The sequence below is a fragment of the Saccharopolyspora sp. NPDC045941 genome (assembly GCF_056431445.1).
In genome coordinates, this window is sequence record NZ_JBWKKU010000067.1 from 1 (window position 1) to 15,621 (window position 15,621).

Genomic DNA, 15,621 nt, shown 5'->3' on the forward strand with positions numbered 1-15,621 from the left:
CAGCGTTGCAGCGCTGGCCATGCTTGGAACCTTGCATCCGATCACTGGGAAGGTACGCCCCTTCCCAGCCGATCCACAGGTCTCCAGCATTGCTCGGACTCGAAGGGGATGACGTCGTACTGCCCTTCTCGTCGGAACTGTCGGCCGATCTTCTCGACGACGCGACGCAGCCGAGGCGTGGTTGCAGGAAGGACCAGACGGCCGCGATCGCCCTCGTCTCCGAGTAGGGGGAACATGCATATGTTGAACGGTGGAGGGCTTCCCCGGCTGGCAAGCTCCCGCCGTTGTGAGGCGACCCGCTCGCGTCGGAGGGTGGCCTGTCGATTCCCCGATCGCTTCGCCCGTGCACTTGGCTGGGGCAAGGCTCGTACAACATGGGCGGCAAGTGTGTCGAGAGTCTGGGCGAGCTCGTCAAGTGCGTCGGTATTCGCATGGAGTTCAGCGGTCTTCAACGCTTCCGCAGCCTGTTCGGCGTACCCAGCGGGCACGTGAACGCCGTACCAGCGATCGCAGAGCTGAAGTACTAGGTCTTTGGTGAAGCCGAGGCTTCGGAGCGCCTTCATGCCTGCCACGGTGCAGGCCTCCACTGACGTCAGGACGTGTTCGGGAACCTCTGCGGGGTCGAGACTCTCCTGCTGGTCAGCCTTCGGCATGAGGGTGATCCTGTCGACGAAGCCGTCTCGGTTGATCACAACGCTGGCGTGGCGACCCCGCGTTGTGGTCTCAAGAAGCGTGTCGTTGGGGAGGCGCGTGCTTTCGTAGGCCACTTCGTCCTTCCCTACAATCGTGGCGATGGCTGACTGGTCTGCTTGTATCCGGTAACGTGGTTAATGATCTGCTGACCCGTCATGTGGGTACTGGATCCCATGGAGCACAACGTCGTCTGAGGCTGTAGGACGTCGTCGAGAGCTCGGATCAAGCCTGCAATCGTGGCATCCGTCGCCCACGGCTTTGCGGTGATCTGCATGATCCAGTCCAGCACTCGTGCGGACGTCAGGCAGTCATCCAGATCGACCTCGTAGGATGCGTCATCCTGGTCGAGCTGAAGAGTGCGGGTTTCCTTGTCTAGTCGCCCCATGGAGCGCTGGATAGAGATCAGGCACCTATCCTGTCGGTTCGTCTCGACGGTGGCACCGGCCCGCCAGGGCCGGTGAGGATCGCAACTTTGGCATGTGGAGATCGAGGGCGAGAAGCCCGCCAAGTGGCACCGGCCCGCCAGGGCCGGTGAGGATCGCAACGTTCAGGACCTCGCCCAGTAACCCGTGGGCACCGCGCCAGTGGCACCGTGTGCTGGTCGAAAACTCGGTTACCGGTTCTGACCTGGCTTTCACGCTGCGGGCCGGTATTCGTTGAGCAGCCCACCGAGACACTGTCGGCGTCGGATCCTGTCGATCCGGGCAGGGAAAGGGATCACGTTCGGTTCGTCTTCGGGAGCACGTAGAAGCATCCCGTCGCCTTGGTGGCTGCGTCCGGCGTTGTGATGGGCGACGTAGGCGTCGAGCACGTGGTGTAGGTGGCGTTCTCCGGTGATGAGGATCCGGTCGGTGCACTCTCTGCGGATGGAGTCGATCCAGCGCTCGGCGAAGGCGTTCATCTGCGGAGCCTGCGGTGCGGTCAGCACGATCTCGATGCCGATGGAGGCGAAGACCGCGTCGAAGGCAGCACCGAACTTCGCATCACGGTCGCGAATCAGGTGTCTGAATCGGTGCCCGGCCTCCTCCAGATCACCGGCAAGACCGCGAGCCAACTGAACCACCCAGTCCCCGGTCGGATGCTCGGTAATGCCGAGCGGGTGGACCCTACGTGACTGGATCTCGATGACAAACGCGACATACAACCGCTTCAGAGTCACGGTATCGACGTGGAAGAAGTCGATCGCAAGCAGGCCGTCGGCCTGAGCGCGCAGGAAGGTGCGCCAGGCGTCATCGCGGCGCGTCGATGGCGGGATCCTGCTGGCACGCAGGATCTTGCGGATGGTCGAGGCGGCGACCCGATGGCCGAGGCGACGCAGCTCGCCCTGGATGCGAACCACACCCCAGGTCCGGTTCTCCCTCGCCAGGCGCACGATCAAGGCGACCAGTTCGTCGCTGATCGGCGGACAACCCGGCGGCTTCGGCTGCCGCCACCGCGCGGCGATCAGCCTGCGGTGCCAGCGCAACAACGTTCCCGGCGTGACAATCCGGTGGGTGCGTAGGGCCTTCGGAAGCATCCGGGCAAGCGAGGCTAGGACCGCACGATCAGGCCAGGACAGGCGAGGCCTCGGATTGTTCCGTCGCAGCACAGCGACCTCGTGTCGCAATGCGAGTATCTCTGCGTCCTTCGACGCCGACGACCGAGCGAACAGGGCAAGCCAGCACAGCACCTGAGCTAAGAGCCGATAGACCAGACGAACAGCCACGATCGCCGATCATCGGACGTCACGATCGCCCAGGTCAAACAGGGTGGCCGCATTCTCGACCAGGACAGGCACGATCGACGCGGTCGCCACCGACCACGCGCCTCATCCCCGCCACCGCAAGGAAAACCGCTGGCGCGAGGCGGCCTTCGGCTTCACCGGCCTGGAAACCGCGCTCGCCGTGGTAGCCGGTGTGCTCGCGGACGGCGAGGAACCCGACTGGCGGCTACTGGCGGACCGCATGTCCTGGCGCCCGGCCGCGATCGGCGGCCTCACCGGCCAGGCAGCCATCCGGTTGCGTCCTGGAGAGCCTGCCACGTTCACTCTCGTCGAGACCGGTGCGGAATGGACGGTCACTCGAGCCACCACGGTGAGCCGGTCGCACAACACGCCGTTCATCTCCGGCCTGTTCCGGCACCGGGTCGTGGCCACCGTCGTGGACGGAGTGATCACCGCAACCCGGCACCCTTGCCTCGGATAGTCGTGGCATCCGCGGCTGCGCTGGGGCGAAGGCCGTCGAAACCTGGCTATCAGAACACAGGAAACCCCTCCGGCGCGACTACAAGAAGCGGAAACCACCAAGGAACTCCGACACCCAGTTCCCCGCCAGCATCTCGTCGGCCCGCCCGGTAGAGACGGCGCGAACGCTGACACCGGTCTGTCCGGACGGAACATCGCAGGCAACACCGCTGCGAGGCGAGCCCGTCGCACTACCGGAACGCTTCTTTCCCGAATCAGGGATTCCCATGAGCTGTGCAAACGAGAAGAGGCCGATGTCGCGAAGCTGGAAGGTCGCTGGACAGTATGGGCCCACCACAGCGACCAAGTGCCCGCGCTTGGTTTTCCCTGGCTTCAGCGGCCCGTCGTATACCTTGCGGAACGCGTGCAGCTCGCCGCCGCAGGTTTCGCAGTCGTGGGCGGCCATGTTCTCGTACCACCAGCCAGGGGTGTTGAACCAGTGCGAACTCATCGCCGGCCGTACGCCCCAGCGTCGGAACACGAGCTCAGGCAGCGTCGCCGACGGATCACCAGCCCGCGTCGTCCCGTCGGCGGCTCGCTGGGGCTGCTCCGTTGATGACTGCGCGCCGCCATGATCGTGCTCGCGCTGCCGCAGCTGGTGTCGTTCCTCAGGTGGATCGAACAGTTGACGAATCCGTCGCACTCCCAGAGCTGCCAGGTCGAAAACCTGCGGACATCCCGGACACACGATCGCGACGAAATGTAGCTGCTTACCTCTGCTCACGTAGGGTCGCAGCAGCGAGTGCAGAGCGCCTCGACAGTGCGGGCATCGCGTGACGACCTCACGGTCGTACTTCCATCCAGGTTCCCGGAACCGGCGCAGGCTGGGACTCACCTGAACGCCCCAGCGGTCGCGCGCGACCCCCGCAACCGTCGTGGCCGCACCATCCTCAGCATCGCCGGAAATGACGTGCTCACTCACTAGTCAAAGTCCTCCGCAGACACGGTCAGCGTCCAGCTTGAACGCCTACAGTAACCGAGCGGAACAGTCCTCGTCGCCGAAGACCGCAAGGACCAGGGTTGGGTCGAGAAAAGTGCGGACGGGACCCGGAAGGCGAACCGGCATCTCGTCGACGAGATGGTAAGCAAGGCAGGCGTGCGGTTCTTGGTGATCGGCACCGACAATCTCATCGAGTACTACGAACAGCTTCAGAGCGCCGAGCGGCCCGCACTGGCAGCGGGAGCGGAACCGCGCGACGCCATGATCCGGCCGCTCAGGCCGTTCGTGGAGTGGGAGGACTGATTTTGGAGATCCCGCCTCGCGTCACCCGGTACCAGAAGTGACGGAAGCCGTTTTGACGGTTGTAATGGGAGGAAACCGGGAGGCTCCTATTGAGCCAAACCGCACCGTACTGCACTGAACAACAGTCTGCTGCACTGGTTTGTCCTGTGGTTTAACGGTTTTTCGCAGGTAACTGTCTCCTGTGGACTACTCTTGGGGTCAAGGGGTCGCAGGTTCAAATCCTGTCAGCCCGACGGTGAAGAGGGTCTTCGCAGGTCAAAGCCTGTGAAGGCCCTCTTTTTGTGATCATGGTTCGTTCTTCGGAGTCAAGCACGCCGCTTATCGAGTGCGGCGGCAGAGGATCCCGCCGAGGTCACGAAGGCCCACATCGAGGCGTTTCAGTCCTGGATGATCGAGACACGCTCGGCTGCCACGGCGGTGAACAAGCACAAGGCTGTGGGGTTCCAGAAATCAGCTCCCTATGCCTGACCTGCGACGTTTAAGCTATGCGCTCGTACTCGTTGATCAAGCCGCCAAGCGCCGGTTGATGTTTGATCCGCTCACTGTCGAGGTCTGCAACTGGGTAACTCGGCCGTGGTGGCCGAAGCTCGCGGGCACGGTGCGGCCGGCGCCCGTTGTAGTGTCGGATGTACTCCGTAAGCACCGCACGCAGGTGCCGTTCAACCAAAGATCAACAGGTGGTCGGTGAGTTCGGCTCGGACAGTGCGCACGAACCGTTCAGCAAAACAGTTCGCCCGCGGGCAGCGTGGGGGAGTCTTGACGACGCGGATACCTACATCAGCAAGGACCGCATCGAACGACGTGGTGAACTGGCCGGCTCGGTCCCCGACGGGGAATCGGAAGTCGGTGATGTCCTCGCCGAGGTCCATCAGCAGGTTGCGGACCTGCTGGGTGGTCCACGCTCCGTCTGGGTTGGTGGTCGTGCCCAGCAGGTGCACACACCGGCTGCCGACCTCCATCACGAAGAACAGGTAGACCCGTTTGAGGGTGACCGCGCAGTCCACGTGAAAGAAGTCGCACGCCAGCATGGTCGAGGCCTGCATGCGTAGGAACTGTCGCCAGGTCGTGTCGGTGCATCGGGTCGGTGCTGGAGGGATGCGCACTCGTTTGAGAATTGTCCACTTCCTGGCAAGCAGACGACGATGCCAGCGCAGCACCGTGCCTGGCGTGACTAGCCGGTTCGCTCGCAGCACCTTCGGTAACAACCGGATTAGCGCGGCGAAGACCGCCCGGTCGGTCCAGTCCATCCGGGGTTTCGGGTTGGTTCTGCGCAGCACGGCCACCTCGTGACGCAGCACCAGCAGTTCGACGTCCTTCGACACCGACGAGCGGCCGAGCAACACCAGCCAGCCCACAAGCCGTATGAAGATCAGATAAACCAGACGCAGGGACACGGTTCGCGATCATGCCCTGCCCGGTCGGACACGCGGGCCAACTTCTGGAACCCCACAGGCCGTTGAAGGCGGCGTAGAGCCGCTGCACCAGGTCCGCTGTCGCGGTCACGACAGGCTCGCGATGATGTCGGCGACGGTCTGCGGCTGCGATAGGAACGGGTGGTGGCCCGCCTTCACCTCGATGACCTTGTCCGCGCGGCGGGAGAATTCGCGTTGCGCCGCCGCCGAGGTGCCCCTGTCCTCTGTGCACACCACGTATGTTGTGGGCAGGTCGTGCCACGCCGCCGCCCGTACGGGCTGGTGGGTCACGGCCAGCGTCTGCCGGACCAGAAGGGCCGCTGCGTCGCGGGCGATGTCCGGCGGGCAGTCCTGGGCGAACGTCTCGGCGAACAGTTCGGGCCTGGCGCTGAACGTGCCGCCGTCGGGGTCGAAGTCCAGGAACGGTGGCGGCGCGTCGGCGCCGAACGTCGACAGCGACTCGCCGGGCTCGGGCAGGTAACTCGACACGAACACCAGGTGACGCACCGTCTCGACGCCCACCGCCGCCTCGGCGGCGACAATGCCGCCGTAGCTGTGCGCCACGACCACGATCGGCTCGTCCCCCTCGGTCAGGACAGCGCGCACTGCGGCGACGTCCTCGGGCAGCCCGGGGCCCTGCGGTCCGGCCGGCCGGTCGCCCTCGCCGCAGCTCGGCAGCGCCGGGGCAACGCTGCTGATGCCGCGCTCCTGCAGGGCCGCAGCGGCCGGGTGCCACCACCACGATCCGTCACGAACGCACGCCCCGTGCACAAACACAACACGCATCTCTTCCTCCTTGATCAGGGTGGCCCGAGGCAGCAGGAAACCGCAAAGCCGACGATCTCGCTGATCGACGGCGGCGACACCTGTTGCCGCAAGCGACACGCCACTGCTGCGTGCTGAGCTGCGCCTATGTCGAACCCCCGTCGAAATGAAGACCTGCACCAGAGAAGCCGCAGTACCCCGCTGGACCTGGCCCCACCGTTAGCCCGGCCATGAGCCTGAACCTGAGCCCAAACGGTAGCCCGCCCGCGAGCCCGAACCCGAGCCCCGGCGAACATCCACACCACGCCGAGAAGACCGGCCGCCACCACGACCACGATCGGTGCCCGCCAGAGCGGCTGATGGCCGGCGCCCGGTGTCCCTGGTGGGAGCGGGGGTTTAGGAGGAATTTGGGAGGTTCGATGTGCGCTGAACCGCGTCGAACTGCTCCGAGGGTGGTGTCAGTGCTTCTGGTCGTTCGTGAGTGCGGGGAGTGGCCCGATCTGCCACGGGCGGTCGGCGTCGGTGGCTTGGGTGAGCCGGCGACGTGCGTCGTCCCTGCCTAGCGCGATGAGCTCTTCGAGGAACTCGTGGTCGAACAAGAGGTAGCTGAGAAGTTCGCCGTGGGCGGGGCTGTCGCCGCCGAGGAGTTGGTGCAGCGCCCGGCGGGCCAGTGCATGCGGGTGGAGACTGCCTTTGACCCGTGCGTGGAAGGTTTGCAGTGCGAGTTCGCCCATGGTGCCGCGGTGGTCCGGCGCGACGAAGAGGTAGGGCACTTGCCGGTACGGTGGTTTACCCCGTGCGTGCCGATACCGCGTGGCCGCCACCGCGGCGGCCGGGTCGGCGTAGAAGAGATTGACGTTGCCGAGCATGACGATGTCCTCGGCGAGCGGGTCCACCAGCGCTCCCTCGAGCAGGTGCAGCGCCCCGTCGACGAGGTCGGGTTGCTGTCCTTCGTGGCGGCCGGGCTCGTGCGAGTTAACGGCCACTGCCTCGGTGCCGATGACCACGACGCGGTCGGCGCCGAGGTCCAGGGCCGGTTTGATCGGGGTGTTGAGACGGGTGCCGCCGTCGACATACCAGCCACGCGCCTCGTCCGGGGCATCGACTCGGACGGGAGGGAAGAGCACAGGCAGCGCTGCGGACGCGCGCAGGTGTGCAGCTGTGATCTGGGTCGGGATGTAGTCGATGACGTGCGAGCGGTGCAGCGACGTTTCAGACAGGCCTTCGACGAATCCGACGGTGCGGCCGGTGCGAACGGCCGTCGCGACGACTGCCAAGGCTGCCACCCTCCCGTCGGCCACGTTGTGGTGCATGCTGTCCAGGTCGATCCACCGTCTTACGTTGCGCTCGAAGGGTTTCGGATCCAGCAGGCTGGAGAACCGCATTCCTGGTGCCGAGAAAATCTCACCGAGGTAGCGCACGGCTAGTAGCGGTAGCTGCCGGTAGAGGGAAAGCATGACGCCGGATCGGCCGACTGCCCGCCAGCACCCCAGCAATCCAGCGGTGGCTCCTTCCATGCTGAGGTGCTGGGATGCCGCCAGGTAGGCGGCGTTGAGCCCGCCCACACTCGTGCCAACGAACATCGACGGACGCTGACCGCGTCGCTCCAGGGCCGGCAGCAGGATTGACAGCGCGCCCGCCTCGTAGGCGCCCCGCGCACCGCCACCAGCTAGAACGATAGCGATCCGTTCGGCCTCCACCACAGGGATTGTCCGCTTAGCCACCTGGCGCAGCAGTCTGGATGGTTTCGTGCCACGGAAGCTTCCTGTCCAGATCGCCGGCGACAACGGCCAAGATGATGTTCGTTGCGGGTAGTGCCGAAGCGTCGTTTGATACGAAGCAGATCGCGGCGGGGCAGCGTAATCATGTCGATGCGTCTGTTGGTCGCCACAGCGCGCTGACAGTCCCGGTCACGTGTTGCGGTGCAGACAACGGGACTGGGGTTGGGGCCGCGGCGGGCCGCGGATACTGCGCGCCACAGCGCTCGCCTGGTCAGGATGACCGGGGCGGATGTAGGGCGCGAACCGAAGCTCCGTTTCGTGAAACCGAGTCCGGGGCGGCCAGCATGCCACTCACACGAGTGGCGAAGAAGTGGGGTGCCAGCACCGTGATCGCGAGCCGGATCTGGCGGCTGCCAGAGGAAACGGGCCGACGTCGACAGGCGGCGTGAGGCGTCGAGCGTTTCTTCTGCGGGGCTGCTGGCTGAGGCGGCCTGCTATAGCGTTCATAGCTGGGTTGCTTTCGTCTTTGTTCAAGGTTTGGAAAACTTCGTTTCTATTGTTGATCTTTCTTGGAGGGGCGATGCTGTGGTACTGCCGGTTCAAGTGGCACCCGCACACGCACGTTGAGGACGTACGCAGGCGGGTGCTGGAACAGCACGAGCAACACACTGACCTCGCCGGCCAGATCAAGGGCTGGTACAACCTCGCCGGCGGCGGTGCCGGTTTCATCCTGCTGGAAGCAGGAGATCCGCAGCAGGTCAGCGAAATACTGCAGCCATACATGGATTTGATGAGCTGGGACGTGCACGCCGTGTACGAGCTGTCTTACCAGACGGTGATCGAGGAGTTCCGCAAGCAGCTGCATGCCACCGCGTGAGAACACATAGCTCCCACACCGCGGATGGGGCGCGGTGGGCGCCGATCGAGCATTGGCGTCCCACCGCCATGGGAAGACAGAAAAACGAGATTGCCGGCACACTGTGCGGCCAGGTGGAGTGCACGCCACCCCGAGACCAGCCTGGTCTGTTGGGGAACACTAGGCATGAAGCGCCGAACACTGGGGGGATAATGGATCTACTCAAAGACACTCAAAGATCGCTGTACGCCACGGTGGGCGCAGCTGCGTGGATGGTCGACGCGGTACGTGCGATCCCCGTGCAGGTGGAACACGCTTGGCAGGAGCGGGACCAATGGATGAACCGCGCCGGTGATGCCTTCGACGCCCTGGCTGGGCGCGGCCAGTCCGTCCTGGGCGGAGGCCAGGAAGAAGTGCAGTATCGCGCCCGTCAGGTCGGTGACGTAGCCCGTTGGATGCCCGGCGTCGCCCGCGCGGAGGGTGCGGTCGGGCAGGAAGACCTCGCGATCGCCGACTACGACAGTCTCACGGTCGATCAGATCGCCCACAAGCTGCCTGCCCTGTCCCAGCGGGAGTTGCGGCAGCTTGAGGCGTACGAGATGCGCAACCGACACCGCTCGACAGTGCTCAGCCGCATCCAAGAGTTGCTCGGAGATGAGCCCTGGGTCGGCTACGACGATATGACGGTGGAGGAGATCCTGCAGCGCATGCGGTCGCTGGACCAGGACGAGCGCGAAGGGGTGGCTGCCTACGAAGGCCGGCACAAGCAACGGCGCAGCATCCTCGCGGCAGCCGCGAGAGGTTAGTGCAGGTGGCCCGGGAGCCGGGTTCTAGGCATCTGGTCATACGACTGATCAATAATGAGTTCTGCTCGCGGCCTGACTACACGTCTACTGTAGAACGTCGGATGGTAGGTGAAGGGTCGAGTCGATCGACTTCCCGGTGTATTCGCCGGTAGTATGATTGGCCTGTCCTCATGGTATGTAACGCGCCGCTGGGGGAGCGATGACCACAGTGGACAATCTGGCAAAGGTCGATGAGCAGAAGGCCCGGCAGGTGGCCGAGGAGGCACGCGAGTCTCGTTGGGACCTGCCGAGTTTCGGTAGGGAGTTGTTCCTCGGGCGGTTGCGGCTTGATCTGATCGATCCGCTGCCTGAGCAAGAGCCCGTGGTCGGAGGCGAGGCGTTCCTTGAACGATTGCGCGAATTCTGCGTGACCGAGGTTGACGGGCAGCGGATCGAGCACGATGCCTGGATCCCGGACGAGGTGATCAACGGACTGAAAGGCCTCGGGGCCTTCGGTATCAAGATTGCCAAGGAATACGGCGGTCTGGGCCTGTCGGCGGTCTACTACCACCGCGCGCTGATGCTTGTCACCTCGGCCCACCCGTCGATCGGCGCGCTGCTCTCGGCGCATCAGTCGGTTGGGGTGCCACAGCCGGTCCAGTATTTCGGCACCTATGCGCAGAAGCGGGAGTTCCTGCCACGTTGCGTCCGCGAGATCACCGCCTTTCTGCTCACCGAACCAGACGTGGGCAGCGACCCGGCACGGCTTGCGGCGACGGCGGTACCAAGCCAGGACGGACAGACCTACACCCTCAACGGGGTGAAGCTGTGGACCACCAACGGTGTGCTGGCCGACTTGCTCATGGTGATGGCCAGGGTGCCCGCTTCCGAAGGGCACCGCGGAGGTATCACCGCGTTTGTCGTCGAAGGCGATGCCCCCGGCATCACCGTAGAGAACCGCAACTCTTTCCTCGGTCTGCGTGGGATCGAGAATGGCGTGACTCGGCTGCACGACGTGGTGGTCCCTGCGGGCAACCGGATCGGCCGTGAGGGTGACGGGCTCAAAATCGCGCTGACCACGCTCAACACCGGTCGGCTCTCGCTTCCTGCGATGTGCGCGGCAGCCACGAAGTGGTGCCTGAAGATCGCACGCGAGTGGTCGGCGCAGCGGGTGCAGTGGGGCAAACCCATCGGTGAGCACGAGGCGATCGCCAGCAAGATCTCGTTCATTGCGGCAACCGCATTCGCGCTGGAAGCCTTGGTCGAAGTGTCCGGTCGGCTGGCCGATGCCGACCGGCACGACATCCGGATCGAGGCGGCGCTGGCCAAGCTCTACGGCTCCGAGCTGGCCTGGCAGGCTGCTGATGAGCTAGTGCAGATCCGCGGTGGGCGCGGCTACGAGACGGCCGCGTCGCTGGCCGCGCGCGGCGAACGCGGGGTGCCGGTCGAGCAGCTGCTGCGCGATCTCCGCATCAACCGGATCTTCGAGGGATCCAGCGAGATCATGAAGTTGCTCATCGCCAGGGAAGCTGTGGATGCGCACCTGTCGGTCGCCGGCGACATCATCAACCCGAAGGCGGACCTGCCGCGCAAGGCACGAGCTGCCGCCCGCGCCGGCGTTTACTACGCCCACTGGCTGCCTTCGTTGGTGGTCGGCAAGGGGCAACTGCCGTCTGGCTTCACCGGGTACGGCCCGCTGGCCGGGCACCTGCGGTTCGTCGAGCGCGCCAGCCGCCGGATCGCCCGGCAGGCCTTCTACGGGATGTCGCGCTGGCAGGCGAAGCTGGAACACCGACAGCTGTTCCTGGGACGGCTCGTGGACATCGGCGCCGAGTTGTACGCGATGAGCGCAGCCTGCGTGTACGCGCGGTCGGCCGGTCAAGACGACTCGGCGATAGAGCTAGCAGACACCTTCTGCCGACACGCCCGATGTCGCGTCGAGCAGCTGTTCCGGGACCTGTGGCACAACACTGACACCCACGACCGCACCCTAGCCCGAACGGTGCTGGAGGGCCGTTACTCCTGGCTGGAGGAGGGCATCCTCGACCCGTCCATCGAGGGCCCGTGGATTGCCACGGCAACCCCCGGGCCGTCACAACACGAGAACCGTCGACGGACGGTGCCCAGTACTGGAGGAATATCCACGTAGGCGCGGACTCGGTTCTCGATGGGCTTGCGGAATGCAAAGCCTAAGCACGTCTGGCAACCGACCAATCCCGAGGCCGCCCCGCCCTAGTGTAGTCGCGCCGCAGGCGGTGAAGGTTCGGGAGGTCCTCGGCGCCCGTGAGCAAGGTGCGGCCAATGATCAGGCCGAACGGTGTCGGTGAGGGTGTGATTTGACCGGTGCCGTCGGGGAGTTCGCCTCGCCAGCTGGGGCCGAAGATGGCGAACGCGCCGGCGGTGGCGCCGGTGGATCGAGTGCCCACGTAGGCGAAGGTGTCGGGATCCATGCCGATCAGCTGATGCTGTCGCGGGCCGGCAGGTCGCTTGGTGTGCCAGAACTCGTCGAGCGCGCTGCAGGGTTCTTCGACCGTGCCGGTTTGATGGGTCACGCATTGCCACCGAAGCCGGGACAGGTGGAATCCACGGGTATCCGTAGATAAGGCTTGCATTTCCGAGCGGGTAAGCGTTTTGCTGCACCAATCGTCGAAGTGCCCGGTCACGATCGGTTTGGCGCTCGCCCAGGCCATGGGGAGGCTGTCGAGCAGGTGCTGTGCTCGATCGACGGTCGTGCCGGGATGTCGAATCGCGTTCGAAGGTAACGCCCGCCGCCCACGCGGAAGCGCTGATGATCGAGGTGGCGAGGTTCGCGGGTTCGTCGGCCCGCGGTTGGGCGGGGACGTCGGCAACTGGTCGGTGGTGAGGACGTGCTTGGGTTCGGCCCTGGGAGGTTCGTTGCCATTGTTCAACCCCTGGTGTTTTCGAGCGTTCCCGCAAGGCTTCTCCTGCTCGTGGGGGTTGCCAAACTGACCGTGCGGTACCAGCCCGCTTGCAGCACGGCGCTTGACTCATCGCTGCGACGAGAGCCACCTGTTCAGGTTCTTCGACGGCGGTCGCGGAGCAACGTGTGCGGGTTGTGTGCAGGATCGTGAGGCGGCAGTACCCGAAGCCGGGAGAACAGGAGGGTTGGTCGTGCCGCAGGCTGACCTGGTGCTCGAAGGAGGCGGAGTCAAAGGCCTGGCCACCGTCTCCGCAGTCATCCGCTTGCTCGAATGCGGCTACCGCTTCCCCCGCATCGCTGGGACCTCGGTCGGCGCCATGGTCGGCGCGCTTGCGGCTGCCGGTGCTGGCGCCACACGGATCCGCAGCTGCTTGGGTCGCCTGGACCTCGCGCGGATACCCGATCGGGCACCACCGGGTCTGCCATTGATCAGCGAGGGACTGGGTCTGCTGACCAGAAGTGGTGCCTACCTCGGTGACTACTTCCGGGACTGGTTGGACCGCGAGCTTCAAGCCCTGGGAGTCTCGACGTTCGGGGACTTGCGTTGCGACACCGACGGAGCCACTGATTTGCCCGCGGATCAACGTTACAAGCTTGTCGTGCTGGCCACCGATATCACTCATGGTCGACTCCTCCGCCTGCCGTGGGACTACCGGCTCGTGCACCGAGATCCCGACGAGCAGTCGGTCGCTGACGCGGTGCGGATGTCGATGTCCCTCCCGCTGGTCTTCGAACCCCGGCGGCTCACCGATCCTGTCACCGGTGACGTTTCACTCGTCGTCGACGGCGCGGTGCTGTCCAACTTCGCAATCGAGATCTTCGACCGCACCGACGGCGAACCGGCCCGCTGGCCGACGTTCGGCGTCCGCCTGCTGCCCGACCTACCTGCTGGCATCGATGAGGTTTTCCCCGGGCTCGGGCTGCCGCTGCTGCCCCCGTTCGAGTTGCTCAAGAAGGTTCTGGTAACCGCGTTCGTGGGACACGACCAGTCCCACCTCAACCGTCCCGAGGTCCGCGATCGCACGATCACCATTGACACCTCGGGCACCGGTATCACCGAGTTCGACATCCCCGCAGACAAACAATGTGCGCTGATGCGCAAAGGCGAGGAAGCAGTCGACAAATTCCTGGTCACCCGGGATGAAGCGAGCACGGGTACCGACCTCAGGTGAACGTTGGGGTCGTGCGGCCGGAAGTTCGGTCCGTTGGCAGCTACGCGTGAATAACGGAGCGCGAGTGTCGTGGTTCGCAGTGCGGGCACGGGCCGTCGGCAGTGTGTTCGGAGGCCCGTGCTCCCCTGATTGTCGCAACGCGGCTTGTTTTGGAGCGTGGCGCAGCCGGGCTGTGACACTCTCTCGGCGCCCATCGTGAGACGACGCCAGCGGCTGCGGTGCACGTTCGGCCGAATCGGTCGAATCAGTGCTTCTCTACCAGGTCATCGAGTTCGGAGAGAGACTGGTGGAGCGCGTGGTGGAGCTTTTCGATGTCCGGCACAGCTGATCGGTTGGCGAGAAGTCCTATGTGGATGCTGTCGCGGTAGAGACAAGCAGCGACGGACAGGGCGTGTCCTGCTGGAAGTGGCGTCAAGGGGAAAAGCTGGTGAAGGGGGGCGCCGTCAAGCGAGAGCGGGATGTCCGGCACAGGCACGTTGGTGATCACCAGATCGAACAGTTGGTGGGCGAGCTGTCCGACGACTGGTGTGATGACCTGGTGCAGTATGGATGGGAGCTTTCCCGCGAGCAGGGGGAATGCTCCGGGGCCGCGTCGTGGTCCGTGAGTCTTGTTGTGCTGCATCGACTTCTGGACCTTCACCGCTCGCGCCGCAGGGTCGGGCTCGGCGATGGGCAGGTCGCAGAGGTAGCCGGAGAGCTGATTGTGCCCCGTGCCGTTCGCGGGGAGGTGCTGGGCGGGAACGAGCGCGCGGAGGGATCCGCCGTCGAGGGGTTGACCGCGGGAGTCCAGCCAGTTGCGCAGAGCACCGGTGACGATCGCCAGGATGATGTCATTGGAGGTGGCGCCGAAGCGGCGTTTGATGCGGCGCAGATCACGCCGGGGAAGCGTGATCATGTCGACGCGTTTGGCTGCCGTGAGCGGTGCGGCCAACTGCGACCGGTGAACAGGTCGTACGCGCTCGATTACCGACGCGGCAATGTCGACGGTCTCGGGGAGGTCGCGCAGTCTTTCGACCGTGGCGAGCAGCATTCGATCGATCGCTTGCCTTGGTCGCCGCAGTGCGTCGATCAGCGCAGTGGAATCGAGCATGTTCGGCCCCGGTGGACAAGGCGATCGCCTAGGCGGCCTCCTCACACGGTCGGTTTCGTCCAACAACCCGAAACCGAGTTCGACAGCTCTGGCTCCATCGGCTATCGCGTGGTGGAACTTGATGAGCACGGCGAATCGGCCGGCGTCCAGTCCCGTGATCACGTGTATTTCCCATAGCGGGCGTGTGCGGTCGAGCGGCGTGGCCATGAGCTCGGCGGCGAGATCGGCCAACTCGGGTTCTGTGCCTGGGGATGGCAGGTGGTGCGTCGTTACGTGGTCCTCGGCATGGAAGCGGGGGTGCGCTTCCCAGCGCACCTGGCCGGGCGCCAGGGGTGTCGTGGTGAGGCGCAGGTGTAGCTGTGGTTGTCGCGCGGCTCGGTGCGCGAGCAGACGTGCCAATCTTGCACCTTCGGCGGGGCGCCGTGGTGTGAAGATCGCGACCGCGCCGATGTGCATGGGTGCGATGTCTCGTTCCAGGCATAGGAATGCCATATCCAGTGCACTGACCGTCCGGTCCATGAGCTTCCCAACACATGTCGAAGTGCAGACAACGGGTCTTGTAGCCACGCAGACTGCCGCGTGCCCCCGCGCGGCTCCAGGTCGCGTTCGCGCCAGAATGCCCGATGTGGATGCGTACTGCGAACGGAAGCCGCGTTCGCAGTACGAGGCGAACCCGCCAGGGTGCCACTCACATGGATGGCCCGATCGAGGTGGCAGTGTCC

The 15,621-nt window shown here is 65.0% G+C and carries 14 protein-coding genes; 6 read left to right on the plus strand and 8 right to left on the minus strand.

What is annotated here, in order from left to right; all coding sequences use genetic code 11:
* Positions 1-41: 41 nt before the first annotated feature.
* Positions 42-767 (minus strand): hypothetical protein, encoded by a 726-nt coding sequence (locus AC07FN_RS36895; protein ID WP_478399814.1) that lies wholly within the window; start codon positions 765-767, stop codon positions 42-44.
* A gap of 560 nt (positions 768-1,327) precedes the next feature.
* Positions 1,328-2,398, minus strand: coding sequence for an integrase core domain-containing protein (locus tag AC07FN_RS36900; protein WP_478399815.1), 1,071 nt, complete (start codon positions 2,396-2,398; stop codon positions 1,328-1,330).
* 43 nt (positions 2,399-2,441) lie between these two features.
* Between AC07FN_RS36900 and AC07FN_RS36905 the strand changes: the two genes are divergently transcribed.
* Positions 2,442-2,876 (plus strand): hypothetical protein, encoded by a 435-nt coding sequence (locus tag AC07FN_RS36905; protein ID WP_478399816.1) that lies wholly within the window; start codon positions 2,442-2,444, stop codon positions 2,874-2,876.
* Positions 2,877-2,954: 78 nt separating this feature from the next.
* Here AC07FN_RS36905 and AC07FN_RS36910 read toward each other — a convergent pair whose 3' ends face one another.
* Complete coding sequence (locus AC07FN_RS36910; RefSeq protein WP_478399817.1) at positions 2,955-3,836, minus strand: hypothetical protein; 882 nt, start codon at positions 3,834-3,836, stop codon at positions 2,955-2,957.
* A gap of 156 nt (positions 3,837-3,992) precedes the next feature.
* Here AC07FN_RS36910 and AC07FN_RS36915 point away from each other — a divergent pair, with 156 nt between their 5' ends.
* Entirely contained in the window at positions 3,993-4,157 is a 165-nt protein-coding gene (locus AC07FN_RS36915) for a hypothetical protein (RefSeq protein ID WP_478399818.1), read from the plus strand.
* A 659-nt stretch (positions 4,158-4,816) separates the two neighbouring features.
* Here the strand turns inward: AC07FN_RS36915 and AC07FN_RS36920 are convergent.
* The 3 genes from AC07FN_RS36920 to AC07FN_RS36930 form a co-directional block, all read right to left on the minus strand.
* On the minus strand, positions 4,817-5,551 hold the full coding sequence (locus AC07FN_RS36920) for an integrase catalytic domain-containing protein (protein ID WP_478399819.1): 735 nt from the start codon (positions 5,549-5,551) through the stop codon (positions 4,817-4,819).
* A gap of 105 nt (positions 5,552-5,656) precedes the next feature.
* On the minus strand, positions 5,657-6,355 hold the full coding sequence (locus tag AC07FN_RS36925) for an alpha/beta fold hydrolase (protein WP_478399820.1): 699 nt from the start codon (positions 6,353-6,355) through the stop codon (positions 5,657-5,659).
* A 437-nt stretch (positions 6,356-6,792) separates the two neighbouring features.
* Complete coding sequence (locus tag AC07FN_RS36930) at positions 6,793-8,034, minus strand: patatin-like phospholipase family protein (RefSeq protein WP_478399821.1); 1,242 nt, start codon at positions 8,032-8,034, stop codon at positions 6,793-6,795.
* A gap of 601 nt (positions 8,035-8,635) precedes the next feature.
* Here AC07FN_RS36930 and AC07FN_RS36935 point away from each other — a divergent pair.
* From AC07FN_RS36935 to AC07FN_RS36945, 3 genes are all read left to right on the plus strand, one after another.
* Positions 8,636-8,932, plus strand: a complete 297-nt coding sequence (locus AC07FN_RS36935) for a DUF3303 domain-containing protein (RefSeq protein WP_478399822.1) — start codon at positions 8,636-8,638, stop codon at positions 8,930-8,932.
* A 251-nt stretch (positions 8,933-9,183) separates the two neighbouring features.
* The gene (locus AC07FN_RS36940) at positions 9,184-9,717 is read left to right on the plus strand and encodes a hypothetical protein (protein ID WP_478399823.1); all 534 of its coding nucleotides are present in this window, start codon (positions 9,184-9,186) and stop codon (positions 9,715-9,717) included.
* 199 nt (positions 9,718-9,916) lie between these two features.
* Positions 9,917-11,845: an acyl-CoA dehydrogenase family protein gene (locus tag AC07FN_RS36945; RefSeq protein ID WP_478399824.1), complete on the plus strand. Its 1,929-nt coding sequence runs from the start codon at positions 9,917-9,919 to the stop codon at positions 11,843-11,845.
* A 40-nt stretch (positions 11,846-11,885) separates the two neighbouring features.
* Here AC07FN_RS36945 and AC07FN_RS36950 read toward each other — a convergent pair whose 3' ends face one another.
* Positions 11,886-12,386 (minus strand): DUF1254 domain-containing protein, encoded by a 501-nt coding sequence (locus AC07FN_RS36950; RefSeq protein WP_478399825.1) that lies wholly within the window; start codon positions 12,384-12,386, stop codon positions 11,886-11,888.
* Between the two features lie 442 nt (positions 12,387-12,828).
* On the opposite strand from AC07FN_RS36950, the gene AC07FN_RS36955 reads away from it, so the two are divergent.
* Positions 12,829-13,809: a patatin-like phospholipase family protein gene (locus AC07FN_RS36955; protein ID WP_478399826.1), complete on the plus strand. Its 981-nt coding sequence runs from the start codon at positions 12,829-12,831 to the stop codon at positions 13,807-13,809.
* 244 nt (positions 13,810-14,053) lie between these two features.
* Here the strand turns inward: AC07FN_RS36955 and AC07FN_RS36960 are convergent, their stop codons facing one another.
* Positions 14,054-15,418 (minus strand): wax ester/triacylglycerol synthase family O-acyltransferase, encoded by a 1,365-nt coding sequence (locus AC07FN_RS36960; protein ID WP_478399827.1) that lies wholly within the window; start codon positions 15,416-15,418, stop codon positions 14,054-14,056.
* Positions 15,419-15,621: the final 203 nt, after the last annotated feature.